Here is a 24853-nt window from a genome sequence, read left to right as displayed (position 1 = left end):
ACTGCCGCAAGAAATGCGGGGACGTTGAGGGCCCGTGGGTAAACGTCAAGCACTGGCGGTGTTAGCCCGCTTTCTTTTGCCTACTTTTCTTTGCGGCGGCAAAGAAAAGTAGGTGCCGCCCCGCACAGGGGCAACGCCCGCGCCGCCAGGCGCATCGCGGATGCCCGCGAAGGGCAAGGCGAACCAACGCATCGCGGATGCCCGCGCAGGGCAAGGCAAACCAACGCATCGCGGATGCCCGCGCAGGGCAAGGCAAACCAACGCATCGCGGATGCCAGCGCAGGGCAAGGCAAACCTAGCCACGCATTCGCGGATGCCCGCGACAAAGGCGAAGACCCAACAGCGTCGCAGACAATACCAAGACTTAAATGCGCTGATCAGGCGGTTCAATCAACGCCGCCGGCCGCGGCTCATCGATGCCCGCACGGGCAACCCCAACTCCGTGCTGCTTCTCGATCCAGTTGCGCCGCTCTTCGCGCGGCGTCACGCCGAACCGCTCGCGATAAGCATTGGAAAAGTGCGCCGCCGACGAGAACCCGCACGCGAGGCTGATCTGCACGACCGACTTGCTCGTGCGCTGCAACTGCGTTCGCGCCTTCGCAAGGCGCAGGCCCAAGTAGTATTTCGACGGCATCGAGCCGAGGTACTGGCGAAAAAGACGTTCCAACTGCCGACGCGAAACGCCGACCAGCCCCGCTATCTCGTCCGAGGTCAGCGGGTCTTCGATGTTCGCTTCCATCAGCAGCAACGCGTCATTCAAACGCGGATGACGCTCGCCCGGCGCCGTCACGAACGGAATGCGCTGGCGCTCCTCGCCCGAGCGCAGCGTGCCGACGCCCATCGTGTCCGCGATCCGTTCCGCCAGTTCAGGGCCATGCTCGCGGCCGATCATCGCGAGCATGAAATCGACGGTCGCCTGGCCGCCCGCGCAGGTCGCGCGGTCACGGTCGATTTCGAAGATCTGCTGCGTGACGATCGAGCGCTCGAATTGCTCCGTGAACTGCTGGTACGTCTCCCAGTTCACACACACGCGATAGCCGGACAACTGCCCCGCCATCGCGAGCCACCAGACGCCATGATGAATGCCCGTCACGAGCGGCGTGCGCTGGCCGACGCGCGACAGGCTCGCGAGGAACAAACGATAGTCCGCGAATTGCTGAAAGCGCTCGCTGACGATGATCAGCCAGTCGCATGAAACGGCATCGCCGAACGCGGCGTCGGCGGGCCATTGCGCGCCGCCCGCGAGCGGCACGGGCCGGCCGTCCCACGAGCACACCTGCCAGCGGTACAGCGCGCGGCCGTCGATTTCATTGGCAAGATTCAGAGCGTCGACGATGGGACCCACGCCCGACATCGAGACGGGCGGCAACGCGACGATCGCGACCTGGGTCGTGCGTGCCGGACTGGACGACGGGCGTGCCATTGATGTGTGCTGCAAAGTAGTGCCGCGCGATGGCGGGACTACTTGAGGCTGCCGGAGAGGAACTGCTTGAGCCGCTCGCTCTTCGGCGCGACCAGCACCTCGGACGGCACGCCCTCTTCCTCCGTGCGGCCCTGATGCAGGAACATCACATGGTTCGACACGTTGCGCGCGAAGCCCATTTCGTGCGTGACGACGATCATCGTGCGACCCTCTTCGGCGAGCTTCTGCATCACCTTCAGCACTTCGCCGACGAGTTCGGGGTCGAGCGCGGACGTCGGTTCGTCGAACAGCATCACATCGGGCTGCATCGCCAGCGCGCGCGCAATCGCAACGCGCTGCTGCTGGCCACCCGACAGATGCGACGGATACTGCTTCTCGAGACGCGGCGCGAGGCCCACTTTCTCGAGGTATTCGCGCGCGCGGTCTTCAGCTTCCTTGCGCGGCACGCCGAGCACGTGGATGGGCGCCTCGACCACGTTCTCCAGTACGTTCATGTGCGCCCACAGGTTGAAGTGCTGGAACACCATCGCGAGCTTCGTGCGAATGCGCTGCAACTGCTTGTGATCCGCGACTTCGAAGTTGCCGTGGCGGTCGACCTTCGTGCGCACCGCTTCACCGTCGACGACGATCTGTCCGGCATTCGGCCGCTCGAGAAAGTTGATGCATCGCAGGAACGTGCTCTTGCCCGACCCGCTCGCACCGATGATGCTGATCACGTCGCCCTTGTTGGCGTTCAGCGAAACGCCCTTGAGCACTTCGTTATCGCCATAGCGCTTGTGGATGTCCTGCACGGCGAGCTTGCAGGCTTCCGTTTGAGTCGTGTGGAGCAAGATGCTCTCCCAGAGTGAAGACGGGTGAAACGGATGCTTCGGTGTGATCGGGCCGCTTATCGATCGATGCGATGCGAACGATGATGCGCACATGCTCTGCGGCGTGAAGTCCCGTCAATGCCGGCGCACGGCCAGATACGCGAGCCAGTGACGCTCGGCGCGCCGGAACAGCGCAACCAGCGCGAACGATACAGCAAGATAGATCAGCGCCGCGAGCCCGAATGCCTCGAACGAGCGGTACGTCGCCGAGTTCGCATCGCGCGCGACCTTCAGCACGTCGGGCACGGTGGCCGTGAAGGCCACGGTGGTCGCGTGCAGCATCAGGATCACTTCGTTACTGTACAACGGCAACGCACGGCGCAGCGCGGACGGTATCACGATACGCCGATACATCGTGAACCAGCTCATCCCATAGGCGCGCGCGGCTTCGACTTCGCCATGCGGCGTCGCGCGGATCGCGCCTGCGAAAATCTCCGTCGTGTACGCGCACGTGTTCAAAGCGAACGCAAGGATCGCGCAGTGAAAGCCGCTGCGGAAAAACGCATCGAGCAGCGCATGCGAGCGCACGAACTCGAGGCTATACATGCCCGTGTAGATCAGCAGCAGCTGCACGTAGAGCGGCGTGCCGCGAAACACGTAGGTGTAGAAACGCACGGGCGTCGAGAGCCAGCGCTTCTTCGACACGCGCGCGACGGCAAGCGGTATCGACGTCACGAAGCCAATGCCGATCGATGCGACCAGCAGCCACAGCGTGACGGCAAGCCCCGAGATGCGCTGGCCGTCCCAATAGAGGAACGCGCGCCAGAACTGGTTGAGAATGTCGATCATGGTCGTCGTCTCCTGCGGATTCGGGCAGTCAGAGTTCGGCGTGCCGCACGCCGATCGAATAGCGCTTCTCCAGCCAGATCAGCACGAGGTTCGACACGGTCGTGATCGCGAGATAGATCAGCGCGGCGACGAGGATGAAAAAGAACATATTGAACGTGCTCTTGCCGGCGTCCTGCGCGGCCTTGACGACATCGGCGAGCCCGATGATCGACACGAGCGCCGTCGCCTTCACGAGCACCTGCCAGTTGTTGCCGATGCCGGGCAGCGCGAAGCGCATCATCTGCGGAAACAGGATGCGGGCGAACACGCGCGCGCCGCTCATCCCGTACGCCGCGCCCGCTTCGAGCTGGCCGCGCGGCACGGCGAGAAACGCGCCGCGAAACGTCTCGGTGAAATACGCGCCGTAGATGAAGCCGAGCGTCAGCACGCCCGCGACGAACGGGTCGATGTCGAATTGCGGCAGGCCGAGCGCGTCGGTCAGATTGTTGATGGCGATCTGGATGCTGTAGAAGAGCAGCAGCATCAGCACGAGATCGGGCACCGAACGGATCAGCGTGGTGTAGCCCGTCGCGATCGCGCGCAGCGGTCGGTTGAATGACAGCTTCGCGGCCGCGCCGATCAGGCCGAGCACGACGGCCGCCGCCAGCGAAAGAACCGACAGCTCGATCGTCTTGATCGTGCCGTCGAGAAGCACCGGGCCAAAGCCATAGAGAATCACGCGCGTCTCCTGTGTCGACCAGAGTTGGCGCTTTAGCGCCTTACTCTGGTCCCATGCAAAGCTGTCGACCAGAGTTGGTGCAGAGCACCTACCCCCGTCCCATGCAAAGCAGAGTGTTCGAAAACCGCATCCGCTGCGGCATGGCGCGGATACTCGCAGGCAAAAACACTTTTTCAAATCAGACCAGCCGACTCTTGTGCATCGCAACATCCCCGATGCCGGCGGACGGCTGGCGTTGAACGCCCACGGAATCGAGTGCTGTCCGTTTGTAAGCGGGCCGCGTGCGCAATCCGCGTGCCGCGATTTCACAAGTTTTGGGTCGCTTTTTCGATAGACGCGCGAGCCGTGCGAAAAGCCCGCAAACCCGCGCCCATTGGGGCTTTCCCTGAGTGACAGACAACACTCGTGCGGCGTTGTGCGTCCCGTTGAAGCCCCATTTGCCCTCGCGCGCTAGACTTGCCGATGCCCTCTTGCGCTCGCCGTCGCATCCCATCACCGGACCAGGATCGCCGCATGACACTTCGCCCCGACTCCGCGACGCTCGACGCGTACACGCGCGACGCCGCCCGCTACTCGCGAGAATGGCTGGACCAGCCGCCGCCCGACGACATGTACGCACTGTGGCAAGATCACCTGCTGCCGATGGGCAAGACGGCCGACATCGGCTGCGGCAACGGCCGCGATACGGCATGGCTCGCGGATCACGGCTATCGGGTGACGGGCTTCGATGCATCGAAGGGGCTGCTCGACGAAGCGCGCCGGCTCTATCCGCACATCGCGTTTCGCACGGCGACGCTGCCGTCGCTGGCCGAGATCGACGAGCAGTTCGACACCGTGGTCTGCGAAACCGTGCTGATGCATCTCGCCCCCGACGCGATCACCGATGCCGTCGACAACCTCGTGCGCATCCTGCGCCCGAGCGGCATGCTGTATCTGTCGTGGCGCGTCACCGAGGGCGAGGATCGGCGCCAGCCGGACGGGCGCCTGTATTCGGCGTTCGAGCCTGCGCTCGTCACGAATGCGCTGAGCGCCTGCGTGATCCTGTTCGCCGACGACACGACGAGCGCCAGTTCGGGCAAGCGCGTGTGCCGCATCATTGCGGCCAAACGCACGGAAGGCACCGGGGGTTGAAGCCGGTTCGGCTCAGGTCCGTCAATCGATCGCAAGACGCGCGCGAATAGCGGGCAGCATCGCCTCGACGGCCGCGCGCCCTTCCTCGATCGCGGGCTCCGCGCGGTGGAAATCGAAAATGCTCATGCCGCCCAGGCGCGGCTGGATCAGGATGTCGGCGGGCTCGCCCGCGAGGCGGCTGCGCGTGATCCGCACCTGCATGATGTCGATGCTTTGCGCGATCGAGCTGAGCAACGAAGGCACGCGCGCGCTCGGCGCGGGCGGCACGCGCACGTCGGGCGAATATTCCGGCGAAGGCTGAAGCCAGTTCGGAAACGGCTTGCCGTTGCGCCGTAGCAGCGGCGAAGGCTCAGCCGTGGCGATCTCGTGCGCGGGCGCATCGGGATCGACGCCGACGGGCTCCGCTTCTTCGACGGGCACGGGCGGCAGATCGACCACCGCGCCGCCGAAATCGCGGCCATTGAGAATATCGTTGTTGAGATCGACGGCGATCACGTAGTCGGCGCGCATGCCGCGCGCAACCGACACGGGCACGGGGTTCGACAGCCCGCCGTCGACGAGCCACACGCCATCGTGCAGCACGGGCGTAAAGATGCCGGGGATCGCAATCGACGCGCGCACCGCATCGACCACGCCGCCATCCTGCAGCCACGTCTCGCGGCCCGAATCGAGCTCGGTCGCGACAGCGGCGAACGGCATGTCCAGCTGGCTGATCTCGCGGCCGTTGAAGCGGTTCGCAAACACCTGGATGACTTTCTTGCCGCCCAGCAGGCCGCCCGAGATACGCAGATCGAGCAGCCGCACCACCGTCTGCCACGTGAGCCGCGACACCCATTCCTCGAGCCAGTCGAGATCGCCGTTCGCATAGACAGCGCCGACCAGCGCGCCGATCGACGTTCCAACGACGAGATCCGGTCTGATCCCCGCATCGTGCAGCGCGCGAATCGCGCCGATATGCGCCCAGCCGCGCGCGGCTCCCCCGCCGAGCACGAGGCCGATGCGCCGGTAGCGTCTATGAGTTGACACCGTTATTTTCTCCCTTGTTTGCAGGCATTTTTATGGTTGGACCAGCGTTTTCGGCGTTTGTTTTAATCGGCCGCATTCGCGCCCGGAATTTCGCGCCTGGTATCCGGTTCTGGTTGTCGCCTGGCGTGTGTTGTCCTCCGCTTCGTTCGCGGTCTCGTGATCTCGCGTGCTTCGTGCTTTGCGCTTCGTGCTTCGTCAGTGGCCGCGCATCACATCCGAGCGCGACGTCGTGTAGACGACGTGATTGACGTCGAAATGCACATTGAAATAGCCCTCCTGGGTGACGCCGCCTTCACGCCACTTCCAGCTCCATACCGTCTCGGGCTTGAGCGGATAGACGGCCACTTCGCCGGGCTTGCCGAGCAGCCGCCGCACTTCGTCCTCGGTCATGCCCGGGCGGATCTTCGCGAAGTTCACGGCCGTCAGCACTTGCGTGATCGCTTGCAGCGTGCCGTCAGGGCCGATGTCGACCATGTACGTGTTCAGGCCTTGCGGGCCGCGCGGATATTCGAGCCGCTTCGAGCCGTCGGTGAAATCTCGCTCGGTTTCGGGCTTGCCCATCTGGTCGCGGATCTGCGCTTCCTTTGTGACGCCGGGCGTGAGGCCTTTCAGAAGCAGCGCATCCGGTTTGACGGCGTTGAAAAATTCCTTGAGTTTTTGCACGGCCTGATCGCTTTCTTGTTGGTCGCAGCCGGCAAGCGCGGACAACGCGCCCGCCACGGCTACGAAAAGCATCACGTTGCGCAACGAGGTGCGGATAACCATCTTCGATGACATGTCAATCACATGGTGTGAACGACAGAGAGGATAACCCGCTCGACGGCGAAACCGTGAGCGGACACGAGGCGGATGTGTTTGGAAAGTTAAAGAATTGCTACGCGAGATTTCGAGCGTGCAAATAAGTGCGGAGAAATGCGGGGGATAGATAGTCCGTTGCACGAGCGCGTGCATGAGCGAGGGCCCGGCCGACGCAACCCGTTCGCTGCGAAGAACACAAGCCGCGGAGTCGAGCCGCAACGCAACTAGCGTTTCGGCCAGAAGCCCCTCGCGCGTCTGGCCGTCACGCAGTTTCACCACTATGATCGGCCGCCGGAGCAGCGGCCACTGGCCCCTCGACTATCCCGCAAGTGCTGACAATCTAGCGTCCGCGCGCGAATTGCGCGAGAGCGCGTTTACACCGAATCGGCTGATGAATCGCGCGCCGGAGGCACTGATTTCGCGGGCACGCGCAAAGATAGCAGGCGGGCGATGCGTGCCCGGCTGACCCGGCCGGCCCGGTTCGCCCGGGTGTGCGCTGCGTAGCCGACCTACGCGTGGCGTGACGGACCGACCGGCGTCGAGGTCCGTGGAGGCCGCCGCCTCGTCACGCGAGAACGCGCCGCGCAGTTCCGCGTCGTCGACAGCGACGCCTTCACCCTAGCGCGAGGACGCGCGTCACTCTGTGCCAGGACACACGCATCGAAGCAGATGGCAACGCATTTCGAGCCTGTTTTCAGGGGTCTTTCTGCCGTCGGCGTGTGGCCTCGCTCTTCCGCAATTGCCGGGCTTGCAGCCAGCAATCGCTGCGACCCTGTCGCCGTCAGGGGCATGATCACGCCACCAGCACGATTGGGGGTGCTTTGGCACAATCCGCTTTTGCCCTGCCGAGCCGGCCCGCTCATCGCCGCCCCTTGCGGCGGACGATGGTTGGCCGCACATCCATTGCCATGATTCCTTTTTCGGTTCTCGATCTTTCTCCCATTACGGCCGGCGCGAGCGCCGCCGACGCGTTGCGCAACACGCTCGATCTCGCGCGGCACGCCGAGCAATGGGGCTACAAGCGCTACTGGCTCGCCGAGCATCACAACATGACGGGCATCGCGAGCGCGGCGACGTCCGTCGTGATCGCGCACGTAGCGGGCGGCACGAAGACGATCCGCGTCGGCTCGGGCGGCGTAATGCTGCCGAATCACGCGCCCCTCGTGATCGCCGAGCAGTTCGGCACGCTGGCGTCGCTGTTTCCGGACCGCATCGATCTCGGCCTCGGCCGCGCGCCCGGCACGGACCAGACGACGGCCCGCGCGCTGCGTCGCGATCTGCACGGCAGCGCCGATTCGTTTCCCGACGACGTCGTCGAGTTGCAGCGCTATTTTGCCGATCCCGTGCCGGGCCAGCGCGTGCGCGCGGTGCCGGGCGCGGGGCTGCGCGTGCCGCTGTGGCTGCTCGGGTCGAGCCTCTTCAGTGCGCAACTGGCGGCGGCGCTCGGCCTGCCGTTCGCGTTCGCCTCGCACTTCGCGCCCGACTACATGATGCAGGCGCTGCATGTGTATCGCGCGCAGTTCCAGCCGTCGGAGACGCTCAAGAAGCCATACGTGATGGTCGGCGTGAATCTGTTCGCCGCCGACACGAACGATCAGGCGCAACGCCTCTTCACGTCGCTGCAGCAGCAGTTCATCAATCTGCGGCGCGGCACGCCGGGCCAGTTGCAACCGCCCGTCGATCGCATCGACGCATCGGAGATGGAACTGGGCAGCGTGCGGCATTCGCTCGCGTACTCGGTCATCGGCGATCGCGATACGGTGCGTGAAGGCCTGCAATCGATCATCGAGCAGACGGGCGCGAACGAATTGATGCTGACCGCGCAGATCTACGACCACGCGGCACGGCTGCGTTCGTTCGAGATCGGCGCGCAGGTGCGCGACGAGATCGGCGGGAAGTGAAGTCTCCAGCGGTTGCGATGCGGCCGGCGTGTGCTATGTGCGAGGCAGCGGCGGCAGCGTAATAACAGGCACACGAGACGCGTGCGAAGGCGGCAGCACCGCCTTCGCATCATCGAATCTGCGCGTTCAGTGATCGGCCGGCGCGGCGGCGAGCCCGTCGAGCAGCGCCTTGTGAAAGGCTTGCGGGTCCTGCATCTGCGGCGCGTGGCCCAGCTCGTCGAACTCGACGAGCTTCGCGTGCGCAATAGCCTTCGCGGTCAGCTTCGCCAGTTCCGGGTAGTGGCCGATTTTCGCGCGCACGTCGGGCGGCGACGCATCCTTGCCGATGGCCGTCGTGTCCTTATCGCCGATCAGCAGCAGCGTGGGCGTCTTCAGCTGACCGAGTTCATAGACGACCGGCTGCGTGTAGATCATGTCGTACAGCAGCGCCGAGTCCCACGCGACCTCCTGCTTGCCCGGCCCGCGATACATGCCCGCAAGCATCTGCACCCACGGTTCGAAATCGCTGCGCCACTGGCCTGAGTAGTACGTGGCCTGTTCATATCGGCGGATGCCGTCCGCCGTCGTCTTCAGTTCGCGCTCGTACCATTGATCGACGGAAAGCGACGGCACGCCCTTCGCCTTCCAGTCCTCGAGCCCGATGGGGTTGACGAGCACCAGTTGCTGCGTCTGCGACGGATACATCAACGCATAGCGGATCGCGAGCATGCCGCCCGTCGAATGGCCGATGACGGTCGCGTTGCTCACGCCAAGCGATTCGAGCAGCGCATGCGTGTTCCGTGCGAGCTGCTGAAAGCTGAACTGATAGTGCTGCGGCTTGCTCGACTTGCAAAAGCCGATCTGGTCGGGCGCGATCACGCGATAGCCCGCTGCCGACAGACGCTCTATCGTGCCTTCCCATGTCGCGGCGCAAAAATTCTTGCCATGCAGCAACACGGCCGTGCGGCCGTTCGGATGCGCGGGCGCAATATCCATGTAGGCCATGTGCAGCGCTTCGCCTTGCGACGCGAATTCGAACTGCCGCACGGGCGCCGGATAGTCGAAGCCCTGCAGTTCGGGGCCATACGCGGGACCATCGTCGCTCGCGGCCGCATTCGGCGAAGACGTGGCGGATGAGGCAGAGGAATTCGACGCACCCGCGGCATCGACAGCGAAGGCATTCGCGCCCAGAGCGGCGGCGCATGCAGACAAGGCGACGGCAACGAAGGATGAAGGCAATCTCATAGGCAGTGAGCGTGCGGCGAAGCACAAGACAGGGAAAAGGGCAGGCTAGCCCGCATGATGCCCGCGTCGCGGCCGCTTTGCAGCGCCGCGCGCAAGGGCCACTGCGCGGAGCGGCAAGCGCGGTCCAAACACGCGTTTGACTACGGCATCAATTACCCTACGCGCTTCATCCCGCATTGCATGGGCGCCGTTTCTGCCGGATGCGGGGCGGTCTCGCATCGCAGCCGGGCGCACAATGTGGCGTGCCGAACGCGCGACGCGCAACAGGCCGACACCCAACGTTGCGCGCCGCATGCGCATGGTCCAGACTAAATGCTGGCTGGCGCAGCCGACGACAACAACACCAGGGGCCAGGCCATAACAACAAAAACGCCGGGGCAAAGTAGGCGAAGACAGAAAGCTTCCACCAGGGCTCACCCATAAGGAGACGCACATGGATACGCCGGCAAGCCTCAACGATCTTCAGCACACGACACTCGCCATCGTTCTCGCTGGTGGACGCGGCACGCGCCTCGGGCCCCTGACGAACAAGCGCGTCAAACCCGCCGTCCATTTCGGCGGCAAATACCGGATCATCGACTTCGCGTTATCGAACTGCCTGAATTCAGGCATCCGGCGCATCGCCGTCGTCACCCAGTACAAGGCGCATTCGCTGCTCCGCCACGTGCAGCGCGGCTGGGGCTTCCTGCGCGGCGAGTTCAACGAATTCATCGACCTGTGGCCCGCGCAGCAGCGCGTCGAAGGCGCGCACTGGTATCGCGGCACGGCCGACGCGGTGTTCCAGAACCTCGACATCATCCGCTCGATCGGTCCGAAGTACGTCGTCGTGCTGGCGGGCGACCACATCTACAAGATGGACTACACGCGGATGGTGATGGACCACGTCGAGTCGCACGCGGATTGCACGGTCGGCTGCATCGAGGTGCCGCGCATGGATGCCGTCGCGTTCGGCGTGATGCATGTGGACGAACAGCGCCGAGTGGCGGGCTTCGTCGAAAAGCCCGCCGATCCGCCCGCGATGCCCGGCCGCCCCGACATCGCGCTCGCGAGCATGGGCATCTACGTGTTCAACGCCGAGTACCTGTACTCGCTGCTCGAGGAGAACATCACCAGCGTCGCGACCGATCACGACTTCGGCAAGGACATCATTCCGCGCGTCGTCACGTCGGGGCATGCGATCGCGCATCCGTTCAGCATGTCGTGCGTGTCGTCGGACCCGAGCGTCGAGCCTTACTGGCGCGACGTCGGCACGATCGACGCTTACTGGGCCGCGAATCTCGATCTCGCGTCGACGATACCCGCGCTCGATCTCTACGACCGCAACTGGCCGATCTGGACGCATCAGGAGCAGTTGCCGCCCGCCAAGTTCGTACGCGATCTGAACGGACTGCAAGGCTCGGGCACCAACCTGATCGTGTGCGGCGGCTGCGTGATCTCCGGCTCGCAGATTTCGCGCTCGGTGCTGTCGTCGAATGTCGTCGTGAATTCGTTCTGTAACATCGCTGAGGCAGTCTTGTTGCCACAGGTGACGATCGGCGCGAGTTGCCGCCTGCGCAAGGTCGTGATCGACCGCGGCTGCCGGCTTCCCGACGGCACCGTGATCGGCGAAGACCCGGTGCGCGACGGCGAGCGCTTCTATCGCACGGATAGCGGCGTCGTGCTCGTGACGGCGGAAGCGCTCAGGCGCCAGGCGGCGGCGGTGCAATAGCGGACGCGCGGCGGGCGCGCCGATCGCTGCACTGGAACGACGAACCCAACCCATTGCGAACAGGACCCGGCCCATGACGATCCGCGCGCTGCACGTCGCAAGCGAGCTGTATCCCCTTCTGAAAACGGGCGGCCTCGCCGATGTCGTGGGCGCGCTGCCGCCCGCGCTAATCGAGCTGGGCGCCGACGTCCGCGTGCTGCTGCCGGGCTTTCCCGCCGTCGTCGCCGGGCTGTCGGACCTGCAGCCCGTCGCGCCGATCGGCGAGCGCTTCGGCGCGCCCGACGTGACGCTCGAGCGCGGCACGCTGCCCGCGAATGGCCTCGTCGTGTATGTGATCCGCGCGAAGACGCTGTACGACCGAGAGGGCAATCCGTATCTCGACGCCGAGCACGTGCCCTACGGCGACAACGCGCAGCGTTTCGCGACGCTCGGCTGGACGGCGGCGCAGCTCGCGCAGCATCTCGATCCCGACTGGGCCCCGCAGATCGTCCACGCGCACGACTGGCACGCCGGGCTAACGGCCGCGTATCTGAAAGCCGCCGCGCGCGAGCGCGGCAAGCCATTGCCGCGCACGGTGTTCACGGTCCACAACCTCGCGTATCAGGGCATCTTCCCAGCGCATCAGTTCGGCCAGCTGAGGCTGCCCGCCGATTTCTTCCACATGAGCGGCGTCGAGTTCTACGGACAGATGTCGTTTCTGAAAGCAGGCCTCTTCTACAGCGACCGCATCACGACGGTGAGCCCGACCTATGCGTACGAAATCCAGACGCTCGCGCAAGGCGGCGGGCTCGACGGGCTGTTGAGCCAGCGTTCGCACGATCTGTCGGGCATTCTGAATGGGGTCGACTACACGGTGTGGCATCCGTCCGCCGATAAGCTGATCGGCGCGCGCTACACCGACACGCGCCTTGCCGGCAAGCGCGCATGCAAGGCGGCGTTGCAGGAGCGCTTCCATCTCGCGCAGAAGAGCGACGCGCTGCTATTCGGCGTCGTCAGCCGGCTGACGGAGCAGAAAGGTCTCGACCTGCTGCTCGCGGCGCTGCCGGAGATCGTCAAGCGCGGCGGCCAGCTCGTCGTGTTCGGCACGGGCGATCCGGCGCTCGAGAACGGCTTGCAGCGCGTCGCGCACGCGCATCCGGAAAGCGTCGCCGTCGAGCTCGGCTTCGACGAGGCGCTCGCGCATCAGATCGTGGCGGGCAGCGACGTGATCGCCGTGCCGTCGCGCTTCGAGCCGTGCGGCCTGACGCAGCTCTATGCGCTCGCGTACGGGTCGCTGCCGCTCGTGCATCGCGTCGGCGGGCTCGCGGATACCGTCACGGATGCGTCGCTCGAAAACATCGCCGATGATCTCGCGACGGGCTTCGTGTTCGAGCGCTTCGAGCCCGAGGCGCTGGCGGGCGCGATCCGCCGCGCTTTCGCGCTCTACGCACGGCGCACCGACTGGAAAGCGGCGCAGCGTCGCGCGATGCGCCAGGACTTCAGCTGGGGAGCGTCGGCGGAACGCTATCTCGCGCTGTATCGCGAGCTGGTCTGAGCGCGCGTCAAGGCGTGCTGCAGCGCCACGTGACCGGGCGCAAGCGGCTGTGCCATCGGCCTTCGCGGTGATGGTTCGGCGCAACACGACAGGGCCGGATCGCTTCAGTCGCGCGAAAACTCATGTATCTTGTGCTGATCAGGGCATGGCGCGCATGCTGTCCATGTATCGATGGGCATAGACGCCAAAACGGTGCAAGGACGCCCGCGCGCGCGGCTATTCGACAGGCCTTTTGGCGCATGAGCCAACGCGAGCTGCCTGCCGGGCGCCGGGTGCCCGTCAATACATCCGATCCGCATTCGACCAGCGCTTTCGCCGCGCCATATCGGTTCAACATGAAAAACGTTCTGAGCATTCAGTCACATGTCGTGTTCGGGCACGCAGGCAATAGCGCGTCGGTGTTTCCGATGCGGCGTCTCGGCGTCAACGTGTGGCCGCTCAACACGGTGCAGTTCTCGAACCATACGCAATACGGCCATTGGGAAGGCAGCGCAATCGACGCATCGCAGATGCTCGCGCTCGTCGAAGGCATCGGCGCGATCGGCGTGCTGCCGCGCTGCGATGCCGTGCTGTCGGGCTACCTCGGCACACCCGAGCAGGCGCAGGCGGTAATCGAAATCGTGCGCGCCGTGAAGGCCGCGAATCCGCACGCGCGCTATATCTGCGACCCCGTGATGGGCACGGCGACGGGCTGCCGCGTCGAGCCCGGCATCCAGCAGTTTCTCGTGCGGACGATGCCCGAAGTCTCCGACGTGATGTGCCCGAATCACAGCGAATTGCAGCGGCTCGTGGGCCGCGAAATCGAAACCGTCGAAGAAGCCGTCGCCGCGTGCCGGGACCTGATGGAGCGCGGACCGAATACGGTGCTCGTCAAGCATCTGCTCGATCGCAACAGCGCCGCCGATCGCTTCAACATGCTCGTCGTCACCGAGCGCGAAGCGTGGATGGGCCAGCGCCCGCTCTATCCGTTCGCGCGCCAGCCCGTCGGCGTCGGCGACCTGACGAGCGCCGTGTTCGTCGCGCGCACGCTGCACGGCGATTCCGTGCGCGGCGCGTTCGAACATACGATGGCCGCCGTCAACGCGGTCGTGCGCGCGACGTGGGATGCGGGGCGCTACGAACTGGAGATCATCGCCGCGCAAGACGATATCGCGCATCCACGCGACTGGTTCGATGCGTGGGTGGTGGAGTCGGCATAGGGTCCGGCGATACATCGAGCGTCGCCGCGAACTTTACCTGTCAGCCTGACGTCCTATAATGCGTGCCGCGCGAAACCGCGCAGCATTCTTATTGGCACTGGCAGACGAGGCACCGATGGACGGCACTATCCGCAGCGAACGTGAAGAGCAGTTTGAAGAGTTGTGCATTAGCGTCGATGCAGACGAAGCGCACGAGCAGGAAGCGATCGAGTTCTTCGAATCGCAGTTCGGCGAAGCGGATTTCGACGCGGCTCAATGGCTCGATATCGCGCTCTACTATTCGCCTGCCGTCGCGCGCGGCATCATCGACATGGTCACGCCCGACGACAAGGCGCGCAGCAACATCGCCGAAGTGATCGGCGACAATCTCGACATCTCGTATGGCGCGGACGAATGCCAGCAGTTCGCCGAGACCATTCACTTCGCGCTTGCGAACGGCGTGCCCGTCGATCTCGACGTGGTGCTCGACGGTTGCCAGCGCGCAATCGACGATCTCGACACGTGGGCCGAAGACGACCTGAAAGAACCGCTTCTGCGTCTGCGCGAAGAACTGCTGCGCATGCAAGGCGAGCAGTAAGCGCATCACGCTGATTTTCAAGCGCGGCATGCATCAACGGGCGCTGCGTGATCGCGAGCGCGCGATGCGTGCATGACGCGCGACATTCCCACCTTCCCTCCCCTTGCGCGGCCAGGCGCGCGCGCACCTTCGCTGCCCTCGCTCGACAGCCAGCACACGCGCTGTGCTGAAATGCGCATTCAACATGCCGCGAACTGCCAAGACGCACGCATATTGGCTTTCTATATTCGCGCCACGGATCGGCTGCAGCACGCGGGTTGCGCGAGGTCGCAGGTCCGTCGGTAGAGGGCATGCAAGCGATGCGGCTTCGGTGTTTTCCAGCATTGCCGTCGGTGCTGCATCGTCCGTACTCTCGTCCGTGCATTTGTCCGATTTCGTCACGAAGGAGACCTGCCGACACACTGCATCGAGCAATCCGACCGGTAGCGCTTTGCGTCATTCGAGGTAAGACCAGACGTCGAGCCGACGTAAAGCGTGCACTGCAAGCCGGCTGTTTTTCCCATCCCTGTCTGCCGATGTAAGGAGAAACCATGAGCCTTTGCAAGACGCTGAATCCGTTTGCCGTGATGTTGGGCGCCGTGCTGTCCATCGCGCCGCTCACCAGTTTCGCCGCAGACGAAATGCCCGTAAAAATAGGCTTCGCCGCGCCGATGACGGGTCCCAACGCAGGGTATGGCAAGGACCTGCAGAACGGCGTGCGGCTTGCCATCGAGGAAGCCAACGCGCAGAAGATCAAGATCGGCGACAAGGTCGTGCATTTCGAGCTGGTCTCGGAGGACGATCAGGCCGACCCGCGCATCGGCGTCCAGGCCGCGCAGAAACTGGTGGACCAGAGCGTGTCCGGCATCGTCGGCCACTTCAACTCGGGCACGACGATTCCCGCCTCGCAGATCTATGAGCAGGCGGGCATTCCGATGATCGATCCCGCCGCGACGAACCCGACCATCACGAACCGCGGCTTCGCGAACACGTTCATGGTGATCTCCACTGATGCGCAAAACGCCGGCAACGCGGGCACGTACGCCGTGCAGGTGACGAAGGCGAAGCGCATCGCGATCATCGACGACCGCACGGCGTTCGGCCAGGGCGAGGCGGACGAGTTCGAAAAGGCGGTGAAGGCGGCGGGCGGCAATATCGTCGCGCGCGAGTTCACCAGCAACACGGCCGTCGACTTCAGCACGCAGCTCACGAAGATCAAGGCGACCAACGCCGATCTGATCTTCTTTGGCGGACTCGACACGCAGGCTGCCGCGATCGCGAAGAAGATGAAGCAGCTCGGCATGACGGCGCAATTGCTCGGCGGCGGCGGTGTCGAAGATCCCGAGTTTGTGAAGCTCGCGGGCGAAGCGGCCGAAGGCGCGATGGCCTGGGAATATGGCCGCCCGCTCGCGCAACTGCCCGGCGGCAAGGACTTCTCGGCGAAGTTCAAGAAGCGCTTCGGCGACGACATCCTGTCGTATGCGCCGTTCGGCTATGACGCGGCGTGGGCTGTGATCAAGGCGATGCAGACGGCGAAATCGTCGGACCCGAAGGTGTATCGCCCGGCTCTCAAGAGCATCAACTTCGAAGGCGTGACGGGCACGATCTCGTTCGACAGCACGGGGGCGCTGAAGAGCGCAGCATCGACGCTGTATCAGGTCAAGAACGGGGTTTGGGTGCCTGTCGTGACGAAGAGCGGCGTGTAGCGGTCGCCGCGGTTGCTAGTTGTGTCGGCGGACGGCTGTTTTTTTGTGGTTGGCTCAGCCTGCCGCTGGCATCCGCGATGCGCCTCGCGGCGCGGACGTTGCCCCTGTGCGGGGCGGCACCTACTCTTCTTTGCCGCGGCAAAGAAGAGTAGGCAGAAGAAAGCCGCTCACACCGCCAGTGCTTGACCCTTACCCACGGGCCCTCAACGTCCCCATCCTTCAGCCGGCAGCACACATGGCTCATGTTCGTTGCCAGCGCACTACCTGAACGCCTCACCTGCTTCCTGCACCTACGTTACGGCCCGCGACATCGAATATCCCCGGCCCCATAGCGGCAAACTGTGTGTAGGCATTCGCACCGCACAGGAAGCCCTCGCGACGCGATGCGGCCACAAGTGCGGGCGTTGCCCTGTACGACGCAGCAACCCACATTCACTACCGACATGCGGCGCTGGAACAGCGATACCCTTGGCCGTGCCACGCGTGCATGAAGCGGGTGAGGCGTTTAGCGAGAACATTGGCAACGAACTCAAGCCAGCACACTGCCGCAAGAAATGCGGGGACGTTGAGGGCCCGTGGGTAAACGTCAAGCACTGGCGGTGTTAGCCCGCTTTCTTTTGCCTACTTTTCTTTGCGGCGGCAAAGAAAAGTAGGTGCCGCCCCGCACAAGGGCAACGCCCGCGCCGCCAGGCGCTAATGCGGATGCCAGCGCACGGCAAAAACACCAAAACAAAACCCGTTGCAAACAAAAGCAAGTGCCGCCCCGCACAGGGGCAAACGCCCGCGCCGCGAGGCGCTAATGCGGATGCCAGCGCAACGGCAAAAACACCAAAACAAAAGCCGTTGCAAACAAAAGCAAGTGCCGCCCCGCACAGGGGCAAACGCCCGCGCCGCGAGGCGCATACGCGTATGCCAGCGGCAGGCTAAACGAACCTGAGAAACCCACACCTCAGGCACCCTAGCCCACCCTCACCACGATCTGCGACAACGCATCGCGTTCGATCCTCACCAGCGACGCCCGCGTCTGCGCAAATTCATCCGCGCTGCACACCTGATGCCCGAAGCGCGCATGCAGCCGCCGCGTAATCTGCACGATCCGCGACGACGGATCGTACACATAGTGCGATTCGTAATCGAAGAAGCGGTCGCGCACCGATGTGTCCTGCGGCATGTCGGTCACTCGCACCGTATCGGGCAGCGTGATCTGCGACGTCTCGTCGAAGTCGCCGCCGATGCACACCCACGGCTGCGTGCGCGCCGGCTCCGCGAGCCACGCCTGCACCTGAGTCGCGATGCCGCCCGACAGGCTCGTCAACGCGGGCAGCGCAGTCGTGCCGTCGGACCATGTGAAGTGCTCGAGCGTGCCCTGCATCGTCGTCGAGAAAGGACCCGTGGTCGCCCGTACTTCGCCCGGCTGCAAGCGCGCGATGCCGTGCAGTCCCGTCTGCCGCAAGCGGTCGGCGGCGATCTGCTGCCAGCGCTGGCGCGTCGCGCGGCGAAACACGTTGCGCTCCAGTTCGGCGGACACGCCCGCATCCTCGACGCGATACGTGAAGCCCGCCGTGCCCGTGCGATCGATGTCGATGGCGAGCCGAACGTTGCGGCCGCGCTCCTGCGTCGCGGGCGTGCGCGCGAGCACGCCGTCGTCGACGAGCAGCACGGGCCGGTCCATCGCGCCCGGCGGCAGATAGCCGAAGCCGATTCCGCCCGCCGTCGTATCCGCGTACATCTGCAACGACGGAATCCACGTGATCGCGTGATTGATCGCGCTCGCGCCATAGCCCGGCACGTCGGGCAGCGTATAGACAGGCCCGAGATTGAGCAGCACGGCCTGGCTGTCGATGCCGACGGCGGCCAGCATCGCGCCGAAGAGCGCGACATGGTCCTTGCAGTCGCCGTAGCGGTTGCGCAGGATGTCGCTCACCTTGTGCGGCATCGCCGCCGTCTCGCCGAGAAAAAGCGCGACATAGCGGATGTTCAGACGTACCCAGTCATAAAGGATTTGCGCCTTCGTGCGCGGATCGTCGGTCAGCGCCGTCAGCGATTGCGCGAACTGCACGACGCTCGGGTCGCGCCAGGTCGGATCGTCTGCCGCCGAACGATAACGCTCGGCGAAAGCAGCGAAGTCACGCGTCGTCGAGACCATCAGGCGGTCGCCCCATGTCGAATAGCCGACTGCGCCCGACTCGACGGGCGCATAGGGTCCATGATGGTATTCGAACGTGTAGCGCGTGCGGCCGTTCTCCGTCACGGGCGGCTGTGCGGTGTATCCGCGAGCGTCGGCGTAGAGCGGCACGTCGGCGGGCAGATCGAAGATCAGCTGCTGCATGTCGACAGGCCCACGCGTGGGCTCGACGAAATACGCGAACGTGCCCGCCTGCAACGGCACCGTGCGCGTCTTGCGAAACGCGAGATGCACGCGCGAGCCCGGCTCGACGCCCGGAAAGATCACCGTGCGCAGCACGCCGTCCTCGAAGGTCGGCGCGCCCGCCGAACGCGGCTCCTGCACGTCGCGAATGCCGTCCGGTCCGACGGGATGCGCGACGCCATTGCCGTCGATCGTCTCCGCCGCGAGCAGCTGCACCTGCTCGATGTCCTTGTTGAACCACACATAGCGCTGCGCGATTTCGTCGACGCCGCTCGTCGTGTTCGCGCGCAAGATCGTATCGTCGTGCTCCTCGACCGAGCCGTCCTTCTGCACGACGAACAGATGCACGTCGCGTTCCATGGTCGACGGCGGCACATCGTCGGGCGCGACGCGCTCCTGCGCGCGCACGGCGACCGCGCCGCACGCGCAGACGATCAGCGGCAGCACGGCAGCCGCGCGCAACCGGTGCACACGCTGACTCATGCTTTCGATGCCTCGCGGATGCGAGTCACACCATCCCCATGCGAGCCGCGTTGCACACGCCACGCGCGCGGACTCATGCCGAATTCGGCGCGAAACGCGTGATTGAAATTGGACACATCGTTAAAGCCACTATCGAGGGCAATATCGACGATCTTCGTGTCCTCGCCGGCCAGGCGCAGCGCCGCGTGACGCAGCCGCGCGCGCAGCACGTACTGATGCGGCGTGATGCCCGTCACGCGTTCGAAGGTGCGCAGAAAATAGAAATCGGACAGCCCGCACATCTGCGCGAGACTCGCGAGCGTATGCGGCGCATCGGGCGCTTCGTCGATCACGCGAACGACCTGCGTGACACGCGCCCATGCCGATGCGCTTGTCTCCGGGGCGCGGCGTTTCACATCGGCTTGCGTCGAGCGCAACGTGGCTTCGGCGAGATCGACGGCGAGCTCGTCCCAAGCTGCGAACGTTGTCGCATCGGTTGCGCCCGCGCACGCTTTCGCGATCAGCCCGGAAAACGCGCGCAATGGCGGCATGCAGCCGTGCCGGAACGGGATGTCCGTGCGAGAGAAGCCCGCGTCGGAGGCGAGCCGCTCGAAGTACGCAGGCTGATAGTGAAACGACACGCAGCGATCGCCCGATGCGTGACGATGCCCGCACTCGAAGCATTCGCCCGCGTTGCCGAGCAGCAGCGAGCCGGGTGTCAGCAACTCGCGCCCTTTCGTCGAGCGGTAGCCGAATGCGCCCGCCACCACCATCGCGATGCAGACGCCAGCGTGCCGCTCTTCGAAGGGACGGTCGCGAGGACCGAACGTGCACAGTACATCGACGACGGTCCAGCCATCGCCTGGTGCGAGCGTGCGCATGTGTGTGTCGCCGCGCGTGCCGAGCACGTCGCGCCGGTGTAGCGCGGCTTCGAGATCGACGGCAATTTTTCCCAAGATGTCACCTCGCCGGGTCCGTACGATTGTTTTATCACATCGGCGAGACGCGCACAGAGCCACGCCCCGCTGCGCATTTCGACCGGATTCTTCAGCCCGCCCCTTCAACCGGACCTGTCAAACGGAGCAACATGCAATGAACGCATTGGACCATGGGCTTGCTTCAGGCTTTCACGCCGCGCTCGCCGCGCCTGGCCGCGCAGCCGACATCGATGCCGCCGACGATCTGTATGGCTGGCTCGTCGGCAGCTGGGACATGGACGTTTTGCACTATCGCGTCGATGTACGCGAGCGGCGCCTCACGGGCGAGATTCACTTCGGCTGGGCGCTCGAAGGGCGCGCGGTGCAGGACGTCTGGATCATGCCGCGCCGCGCAGACCGTAGCGCGCAACGCGAGCCCGGCCTCGACATGTACGGCACGACGCTGCGCGTCTGGGACCCGTCGATCGGCGCGTGGCGCGTCACGTATATCAATCCGGTGAACGGCCAGCGCGACGAGCTGATCGGCAGGAAAGTCGGCCGCGATATCGTGCAGGTCGGCACGCGTGCGAACGGCACGCCGATCCGCTGGAACTTCACCGAGATCACCGACGACTCATTCCGCTGGACAGGCGTCGCGCTCGCCGATGACGGCATCACGTGGAATCTCCAAGGGGAGTTCGTCGCGCGGCGCCGTCGCGGCTAATGTGAACCGGCTAACGCTGCCGCAACTCCGCGCCCTCGTCCTTCGACAGCTTCACGAAGAAGAACAGCGAGCACAGCACCGCCGCGCCGACGACGAAAAACGCCGGCGAGAAGTCGCGCGCGGCGAGATGCGCGGCGCTGCCGCCGTGCAGATGCGCCGTCAGCGCGAGCAGCGACGCTCCGAACGCGACGCCCACGCTCACGGAGAGCTGCTGCGCCATGCCGGAGAGCGCCGTCGCGCGGCTCATCTTCGGCTTGGGCATATCGGAGTAGCCGAGCGTGTTGAGCGTGACCATCGCCAGCGAATTGAAAAGGCCGCCCACCAGCAGCACGCAGAAGATCAGCAGATGCGGCGTGCCCGGCCGGAAAAGGCCATAGCTTGCGTAGAAGCAGCCCGTCATGCAGGTCGCGCCGATCAGCACCGTGCGAAAGCCGATGCGGAGAATCGCGAGGCCCATCACGCCGCGCACGGCGAGTGAGCCAACGGCCGTTGCGACGCTCAGCGACCCCGATGTGAGCGGCGATAGACCGAAGCCCAGTTGCAGCATCAACGGCATCAGGAACGGCGACGCGCCGATGCCGATGCGCAGCGGCATCCCGCCGAGCACGGCCGTCCGGTACGCCTTGAAGCGCAGCAGCAAGGGATCGATGATCGCGTCCGCGTGGCGGCGGCTATAGAGCCAGTACAGCAGCATCGACAGCGCGCCCGTGCCCGTAAACGCGAACGTCACCCATTTCGGCACGAGTCCGCGGCCCGCCGTGTCGAGCCCGCCGACCAGCCCGACGAGCCCCGCCGACAGCAGGATGAAACCGGGCACATCGAAACGCTCGTCGATGTGCTCATGCGTGTCATCGACGAAGGCCAGCGCGAACAGCACGCCGACCACGCCGAACGGCACGTTCAGCAGGAAGATCCAGCGCCATGACGTGATCGTCACGACGAAGCCGCCGAGCAGCGGCCCCGCCAGCCGCCCGACGGCGCCCGGCACCGTGAACCACACCATCGCCGCGACCATCCGCGCGGGCGGCACGCTGCGCAACAGGATCAGGCGGCCGACGGGCACCATCATCGCGCCGCCCATGCCCTGCAGCACGCGGAACACGACGAGTTGCGGCAGCGACGTGGCGAGTCCGCACAGCGCGGAGGCGAACGAGAACAGGCCGATCGCCGAGCAGAACACGCGGCGCGCGCCGAAGCGGTCGGCGAGCCAGCCGCTCGCGGGCAGGAACACCGCGAGGCTCAGCAGATAAGAGGTGATCGCGAGATTCAGATGCAGCGCCTCGACGTCGAGCGAGCGTGCGATCGACGGCAACGCGGTCGCCATGATCGACGTATCGAGGTTTTGCAGGAACAGCGGACAGGCAACGATCAGCGGAATGATGCGGGCGCGGTCGGTCATCCTTTTCTTTTACCGCAAAAGCGCCGGCGATGGCGAGTTCCACCGCGTTCCCGTCATTACAGTTTGTTGCGCGCGCTACCGGTTTCGCGCCGCATGTGGCTTGCGCATGCAGGAGGGCGCTCTTCACCTCGTCGCGCGGGCGGCGCTCTCTTCCAGCGCGCGGCGCAGCGACAGCGCGATGCCGCGCGCCGCGAGCGTTACCTCATCGAGCGACGGAAACGACGGCGCGATGCGCAGATGCCGGTCTTCGTCGTCGCGTCCGTACGGATACGCAGCGCCAGCGGGCGTCAACACGAGTCCCGCGTCGGCCGCGAGCGCGACCGTGCGCTTCGCATGGCCCTTCGGTGCATACAGGCTGATGAAGTAACCGCCTTGCGGCCGGTTCCACGATACATCGGGCACATCGGCGAGAAGCGTGTCGAACGCGGCCACCACTGCGTCGAACTTCGGGCGCAGCAGCGCACGATGCTTCGCCATCAGATGTTCGAGCCCTTCGCGGTCGCGCAGATAGCGCACGTGCCGCAACTGGTTCAGCTTGTCCGGACCGATCGTGCGGATGCTGGCATGCCGCTGCCACCAGCCGATATTGCGCCGCGACGACGCGAGGAACGCAACGCCGCCGCCCGCGAGCGTCACTTTCGACAGCGACGCGAACACCAGCGCGCGATCCGCATGCCCCGCCCGCTCGCAGAGTTCGATGATGTCGGGCGTCGCGTGCGGCGTGTCCGTCAGGTGATGAAAACGGTAGGCGTCGTCCCAGAAGAGCCGGAAATCGTTCGCGGCCGTCGGCATCGCGGCGAGACGCTCGATCGTCGCGCGCGACCAGATCGCACCCGATGGGTTGCTGTAGAGCGGCATGCACCAGATGCCCTTCACCGACGCATCGTGCTTGACGAGCGCTTCGACGGCGTCCATGTCGGGGCCGTCCTGCGTCATCGGCACGGCGATCATGCGAATGCCGAGCGCCTCGCAGATCGCGAAATGCCGGTCGTAGCCGGGCACAGGACACAGAAACGAGACCTCGCCCTGCCGGCTCCACGGCGCGTGATCGGACGCACGACCAGACGCAGATTCGGACGCAGATTCGGACACGCCGTGCAGCATCGCGAACACGAGCGCATCGTGCATCAGTTCGAGGCTCGAATTGCCCGCCGCGACGACCTGCACCGCGTCGATGTCCAGCAGTTGCGCGCCGAACTCGCGCGCTTCCGGCAAGCCCAGCACATGACCGTAGTTGCGGCAGTCGATTCCATCGCGCGACTCGAAGCCCGCCGTCCCCGCTTCGTCGATCAACGCTCGCGACAGGTCCAGTTGCCCGGGCGAAGGCTTGCCGCGCGACATGTCGAGCCGCATGTTCAGGCGCTTGAATTCGTCGTAGGTGGAGGGCGTCGTCATGGTGTCGGGTGAAAGGTGTCGGATCGAAATCAGTATGCCCGCCGCGACTGACTTCAGGCAAACGCGTTATATTGAACATTTCGATCAATATTTCTGATGTCCACTATCAACGGATAGCAACCAACAACGGCGGATAACAGCGAATGAAAGCCCTCGACCTCGACGTGCTCGCGATGTTCGTCGCCATCGCCGACACGGGCAGCTTCGTGCGCGGCGCGACGCTCGTGCATCGCTCGCAATCGGCGCTGAGCATGCAGATACGTTCTCTCGAAGCGGCGCTCGGCAAGCCGCTCTTCATACGCGGACCGCGCAGCGTGACGCTGACGCAGGACGGCCAGACGCTCCTCGCGTACGCGCGGCGCATGCTCGCGCTGCGCGACGAGGCGTGGGCGTCCGTCGTGCATCCCGATGTGAAAGGACGCGTCGCGATCGGCGTGCCGGACGATTACGCGTCGTCGCTGCTGCCCTCCGTGTTGCGCAACTTTTCGGCGACGTATCCGAAAGTCGAAATCCAGGTGGTCGGCCTGCCCAGCAATGCGCTGGCGCCGCTCCTGAAGGACAACAAGATCGATCTCGCGTGCGTGACGCGCGTCAAGGGTCTCGCGGGTGAGTTCATCCGGCTCGAACCGATGGTCTGGGCGGGCACGTCCGCTGCGGGACGCGAAGTGTGGAAGGAACGCCCGCTTCCCATCGCCGTATTCGGCACAGGCAGCGTCGCGCGCGCGAACGCGCTTCACGCGCTGGAGCGTGCGAAGATCGCCTATCGCACGTCGTATGAAAGCCCGAGCCTGATGGGCCTCTTCAGCATGGTCGACGCGGGGCTCGCCGTCGCGCCGCTCGCGCGGTGCGCGGTTCCCGAGCGCTTCGTCACGCTCGGTCGGCAGCATGGCCTGCCGAAACTGCCGGAACTCGAAATCATTCTGGCGCGCAGCGCTCGTTCGAATCGTCCGCCTTGCGACTATCTCGCCGAACAGATCCTGAGCGAACTGCGCGCCTGAAGGCTCGC

Annotated in this window: 20 protein-coding genes; 9 read left to right on the top strand and 11 right to left on the bottom strand. The window is 65.0% G+C overall.

All coding sequences use genetic code 11. The annotated features are described in order from the left end of the window. Nucleotides 1-364: 364 nt before the first annotated feature. From AB4Y32_RS30570 to AB4Y32_RS30555, 4 genes are all read right to left on the bottom strand, one after another. Nucleotides 365-1423 carry a GlxA family transcriptional regulator gene (locus tag AB4Y32_RS30570; RefSeq protein ID WP_368724897.1) on the bottom strand — a complete coding sequence of 353 codons (1059 nt, stop codon included), beginning with the start codon at nucleotides 1421-1423 and terminating at the stop codon, nucleotides 365-367. Between the two features lie 38 nt (nucleotides 1424-1461). Then, nucleotides 1462-2253, bottom strand: a complete 792-nt coding sequence (locus tag AB4Y32_RS30565) for an ABC transporter ATP-binding protein (RefSeq protein WP_368724896.1) — start codon at nucleotides 2251-2253, stop codon at nucleotides 1462-1464. 114 nt (nucleotides 2254-2367) lie between these two features. Continuing rightward, nucleotides 2368-3081, bottom strand: coding sequence for an ABC transporter permease (locus AB4Y32_RS30560; RefSeq protein WP_368724895.1), 714 nt, complete (start codon nucleotides 3079-3081; stop codon nucleotides 2368-2370). Nucleotides 3082-3109: 28 nt separating this feature from the next. Next, complete coding sequence (locus tag AB4Y32_RS30555) at nucleotides 3110-3799, bottom strand: ABC transporter permease (RefSeq protein WP_368724894.1); 690 nt, start codon at nucleotides 3797-3799, stop codon at nucleotides 3110-3112. A gap of 513 nt (nucleotides 3800-4312) precedes the next feature. On the opposite strand from AB4Y32_RS30555, the gene AB4Y32_RS30550 reads away from it, so the two are divergent. After that, on the top strand, nucleotides 4313-4930 hold the full coding sequence (locus AB4Y32_RS30550; protein ID WP_368724893.1) for a class I SAM-dependent methyltransferase: 618 nt from the start codon (nucleotides 4313-4315) through the stop codon (nucleotides 4928-4930). A gap of 21 nt (nucleotides 4931-4951) precedes the next feature. Here the strand turns inward: AB4Y32_RS30550 and AB4Y32_RS30545 are convergent, their stop codons facing one another. Further along, complete coding sequence (locus tag AB4Y32_RS30545; protein WP_368724892.1) at nucleotides 4952-5956, bottom strand: patatin-like phospholipase family protein; 1005 nt, start codon at nucleotides 5954-5956, stop codon at nucleotides 4952-4954. Nucleotides 5957-6151: 195 nt separating this feature from the next. Continuing rightward, nucleotides 6152-6691 carry a hypothetical protein gene (locus AB4Y32_RS30540; protein ID WP_368724901.1) on the bottom strand — a complete coding sequence of 180 codons (540 nt, stop codon included), beginning with the start codon at nucleotides 6689-6691 and terminating at the stop codon, nucleotides 6152-6154. A gap of 971 nt (nucleotides 6692-7662) precedes the next feature. Here AB4Y32_RS30540 and AB4Y32_RS30535 point away from each other — a divergent pair. After that, the gene (locus tag AB4Y32_RS30535) at nucleotides 7663-8655 is read left to right on the top strand and encodes an LLM class flavin-dependent oxidoreductase (RefSeq protein ID WP_368724891.1); all 993 of its coding nucleotides are present in this window, start codon (nucleotides 7663-7665) and stop codon (nucleotides 8653-8655) included. 126 nt (nucleotides 8656-8781) lie between these two features. Here the strand turns inward: AB4Y32_RS30535 and AB4Y32_RS30530 are convergent, their stop codons facing one another. Continuing rightward, the gene (locus tag AB4Y32_RS30530; protein WP_368724890.1) at nucleotides 8782-9879 is read right to left on the bottom strand and encodes an alpha/beta fold hydrolase; all 1098 of its coding nucleotides are present in this window, start codon (nucleotides 9877-9879) and stop codon (nucleotides 8782-8784) included. Nucleotides 9880-10312: 433 nt separating this feature from the next. Between AB4Y32_RS30530 and glgC the strand changes: the two genes are divergently transcribed. The 5 genes from glgC (at nucleotide 10313) to AB4Y32_RS30505 (ending at nucleotide 16582) form a co-directional block, all read left to right on the top strand. Further along, nucleotides 10313-11587 (top strand): glucose-1-phosphate adenylyltransferase, encoded by a 1275-nt coding sequence (gene glgC / locus AB4Y32_RS30525; protein WP_368724889.1) that lies wholly within the window; start codon nucleotides 10313-10315, stop codon nucleotides 11585-11587. 73 nt (nucleotides 11588-11660) lie between these two features. Then, a complete protein-coding gene (glgA, locus tag AB4Y32_RS30520) occupies nucleotides 11661-13121 on the top strand; it encodes a glycogen synthase GlgA (protein ID WP_368724888.1) in 1461 nt (486 codons plus the stop codon). A gap of 335 nt (nucleotides 13122-13456) precedes the next feature. Beyond that, nucleotides 13457-14320: a pyridoxal kinase PdxY gene (pdxY, locus tag AB4Y32_RS30515; protein ID WP_368724900.1), complete on the top strand. Its 864-nt coding sequence runs from the start codon at nucleotides 13457-13459 to the stop codon at nucleotides 14318-14320. 115 nt (nucleotides 14321-14435) lie between these two features. Continuing rightward, nucleotides 14436-14897 (top strand): hypothetical protein, encoded by a 462-nt coding sequence (locus tag AB4Y32_RS30510; RefSeq protein WP_368724887.1) that lies wholly within the window; start codon nucleotides 14436-14438, stop codon nucleotides 14895-14897. Nucleotides 14898-15427: 530 nt separating this feature from the next. Continuing rightward, the gene (locus AB4Y32_RS30505; RefSeq protein WP_368724886.1) at nucleotides 15428-16582 is read left to right on the top strand and encodes a branched-chain amino acid ABC transporter substrate-binding protein; all 1155 of its coding nucleotides are present in this window, start codon (nucleotides 15428-15430) and stop codon (nucleotides 16580-16582) included. A gap of 958 nt (nucleotides 16583-17540) precedes the next feature. Here the strand turns inward: AB4Y32_RS30505 and AB4Y32_RS30500 are convergent. Both AB4Y32_RS30500 and AB4Y32_RS30495 read right to left on the bottom strand, forming a co-directional pair. After that, nucleotides 17541-19433, bottom strand: coding sequence for a DUF3857 domain-containing transglutaminase family protein (locus AB4Y32_RS30500; protein WP_368724885.1), 1893 nt, complete (start codon nucleotides 19431-19433; stop codon nucleotides 17541-17543). Next, complete coding sequence (locus AB4Y32_RS30495) at nucleotides 19430-20368, bottom strand: helix-turn-helix transcriptional regulator (protein WP_368724884.1); 939 nt, start codon at nucleotides 20366-20368, stop codon at nucleotides 19430-19432. Before AB4Y32_RS30495 ends, AB4Y32_RS30500 begins: the two co-directional genes overlap by 4 nt. Before the next feature lie 136 nt (nucleotides 20369-20504). Between AB4Y32_RS30495 and AB4Y32_RS30490 the strand changes: the two genes are divergently transcribed. After that, nucleotides 20505-21053, top strand: a complete 549-nt coding sequence (locus tag AB4Y32_RS30490) for a hypothetical protein (RefSeq protein ID WP_368724883.1) — start codon at nucleotides 20505-20507, stop codon at nucleotides 21051-21053. A 10-nt stretch (nucleotides 21054-21063) separates the two neighbouring features. Here the strand turns inward: AB4Y32_RS30490 and AB4Y32_RS30485 are convergent, their stop codons facing one another. Further along, nucleotides 21064-22452, bottom strand: coding sequence for a DHA2 family efflux MFS transporter permease subunit (locus tag AB4Y32_RS30485; protein WP_368724882.1), 1389 nt, complete (start codon nucleotides 22450-22452; stop codon nucleotides 21064-21066). A gap of 123 nt (nucleotides 22453-22575) precedes the next feature. Further along, entirely contained in the window at nucleotides 22576-23847 is a 1272-nt protein-coding gene (locus AB4Y32_RS30480; protein ID WP_368724881.1) for an aminotransferase class I/II-fold pyridoxal phosphate-dependent enzyme, read from the bottom strand. 143 nt (nucleotides 23848-23990) lie between these two features. Between AB4Y32_RS30480 and AB4Y32_RS30475 the strand changes: the two genes are divergently transcribed. Then, a complete protein-coding gene (locus AB4Y32_RS30475; protein WP_090861606.1) occupies nucleotides 23991-24845 on the top strand; it encodes a LysR substrate-binding domain-containing protein in 855 nt (284 codons plus the stop codon). Nucleotides 24846-24853: the final 8 nt, after the last annotated feature.

The organism is Paraburkholderia phymatum, assembly GCF_040965635.1.
Lineage (GTDB): Bacteria > Pseudomonadota > Gammaproteobacteria > Burkholderiales > Burkholderiaceae > Paraburkholderia > Paraburkholderia phymatum_B.
Note: the sequence above shows the minus strand (reverse complement) of the source record. Positions and strands in the feature narration are given on the sequence as shown.

What these genes read in the sequence shown, in the direction of transcription:
- AB4Y32_RS30570 (WP_368724897.1), bottom strand. Translation starts at nt 1,423, where the DNA reads ATGGCACGCCCGTCGTCCAGTCCGGCACGCACGACCCAGGTCGCGATC.
- pdxY (WP_368724900.1), top strand. Translation starts at nt 13,457, where the DNA reads ATGAAAAACGTTCTGAGCATTCAGTCACATGTCGTGTTCGGGCACGCA.
- AB4Y32_RS30550 (WP_368724893.1), top strand. Translation starts at nt 4,313, where the DNA reads ATGACACTTCGCCCCGACTCCGCGACGCTCGACGCGTACACGCGCGAC.
- AB4Y32_RS30485 (WP_368724882.1), bottom strand. Translation starts at nt 22,452, where the DNA reads ATGACCGACCGCGCCCGCATCATTCCGCTGATCGTTGCCTGTCCGCTG.
- AB4Y32_RS30480 (WP_368724881.1), bottom strand. Translation starts at nt 23,847, where the DNA reads ATGACGACGCCCTCCACCTACGACGAATTCAAGCGCCTGAACATGCGG.
- AB4Y32_RS30540 (WP_368724901.1), bottom strand. Translation starts at nt 6,691, where the DNA reads ATGCTTTTCGTAGCCGTGGCGGGCGCGTTGTCCGCGCTTGCCGGCTGC.
- AB4Y32_RS30505 (WP_368724886.1), top strand. Translation starts at nt 15,428, where the DNA reads ATGAGCCTTTGCAAGACGCTGAATCCGTTTGCCGTGATGTTGGGCGCC.
- AB4Y32_RS30560 (WP_368724895.1), bottom strand. Translation starts at nt 3,081, where the DNA reads ATGATCGACATTCTCAACCAGTTCTGGCGCGCGTTCCTCTATTGGGAC.
- AB4Y32_RS30490 (WP_368724883.1), top strand. Translation starts at nt 20,505, where the DNA reads ATGAACGCATTGGACCATGGGCTTGCTTCAGGCTTTCACGCCGCGCTC.
- AB4Y32_RS30530 (WP_368724890.1), bottom strand. Translation starts at nt 9,879, where the DNA reads ATGAGATTGCCTTCATCCTTCGTTGCCGTCGCCTTGTCTGCATGCGCC.
- glgC (WP_368724889.1), top strand. Translation starts at nt 10,313, where the DNA reads ATGGATACGCCGGCAAGCCTCAACGATCTTCAGCACACGACACTCGCC.
- AB4Y32_RS30475 (WP_090861606.1), top strand. Translation starts at nt 23,991, where the DNA reads ATGAAAGCCCTCGACCTCGACGTGCTCGCGATGTTCGTCGCCATCGCC.
- AB4Y32_RS30510 (WP_368724887.1), top strand. Translation starts at nt 14,436, where the DNA reads ATGGACGGCACTATCCGCAGCGAACGTGAAGAGCAGTTTGAAGAGTTG.
- AB4Y32_RS30535 (WP_368724891.1), top strand. Translation starts at nt 7,663, where the DNA reads ATGATTCCTTTTTCGGTTCTCGATCTTTCTCCCATTACGGCCGGCGCG.
- AB4Y32_RS30500 (WP_368724885.1), bottom strand. Translation starts at nt 19,433, where the DNA reads ATGAGTCAGCGTGTGCACCGGTTGCGCGCGGCTGCCGTGCTGCCGCTG.
- glgA (WP_368724888.1), top strand. Translation starts at nt 11,661, where the DNA reads ATGACGATCCGCGCGCTGCACGTCGCAAGCGAGCTGTATCCCCTTCTG.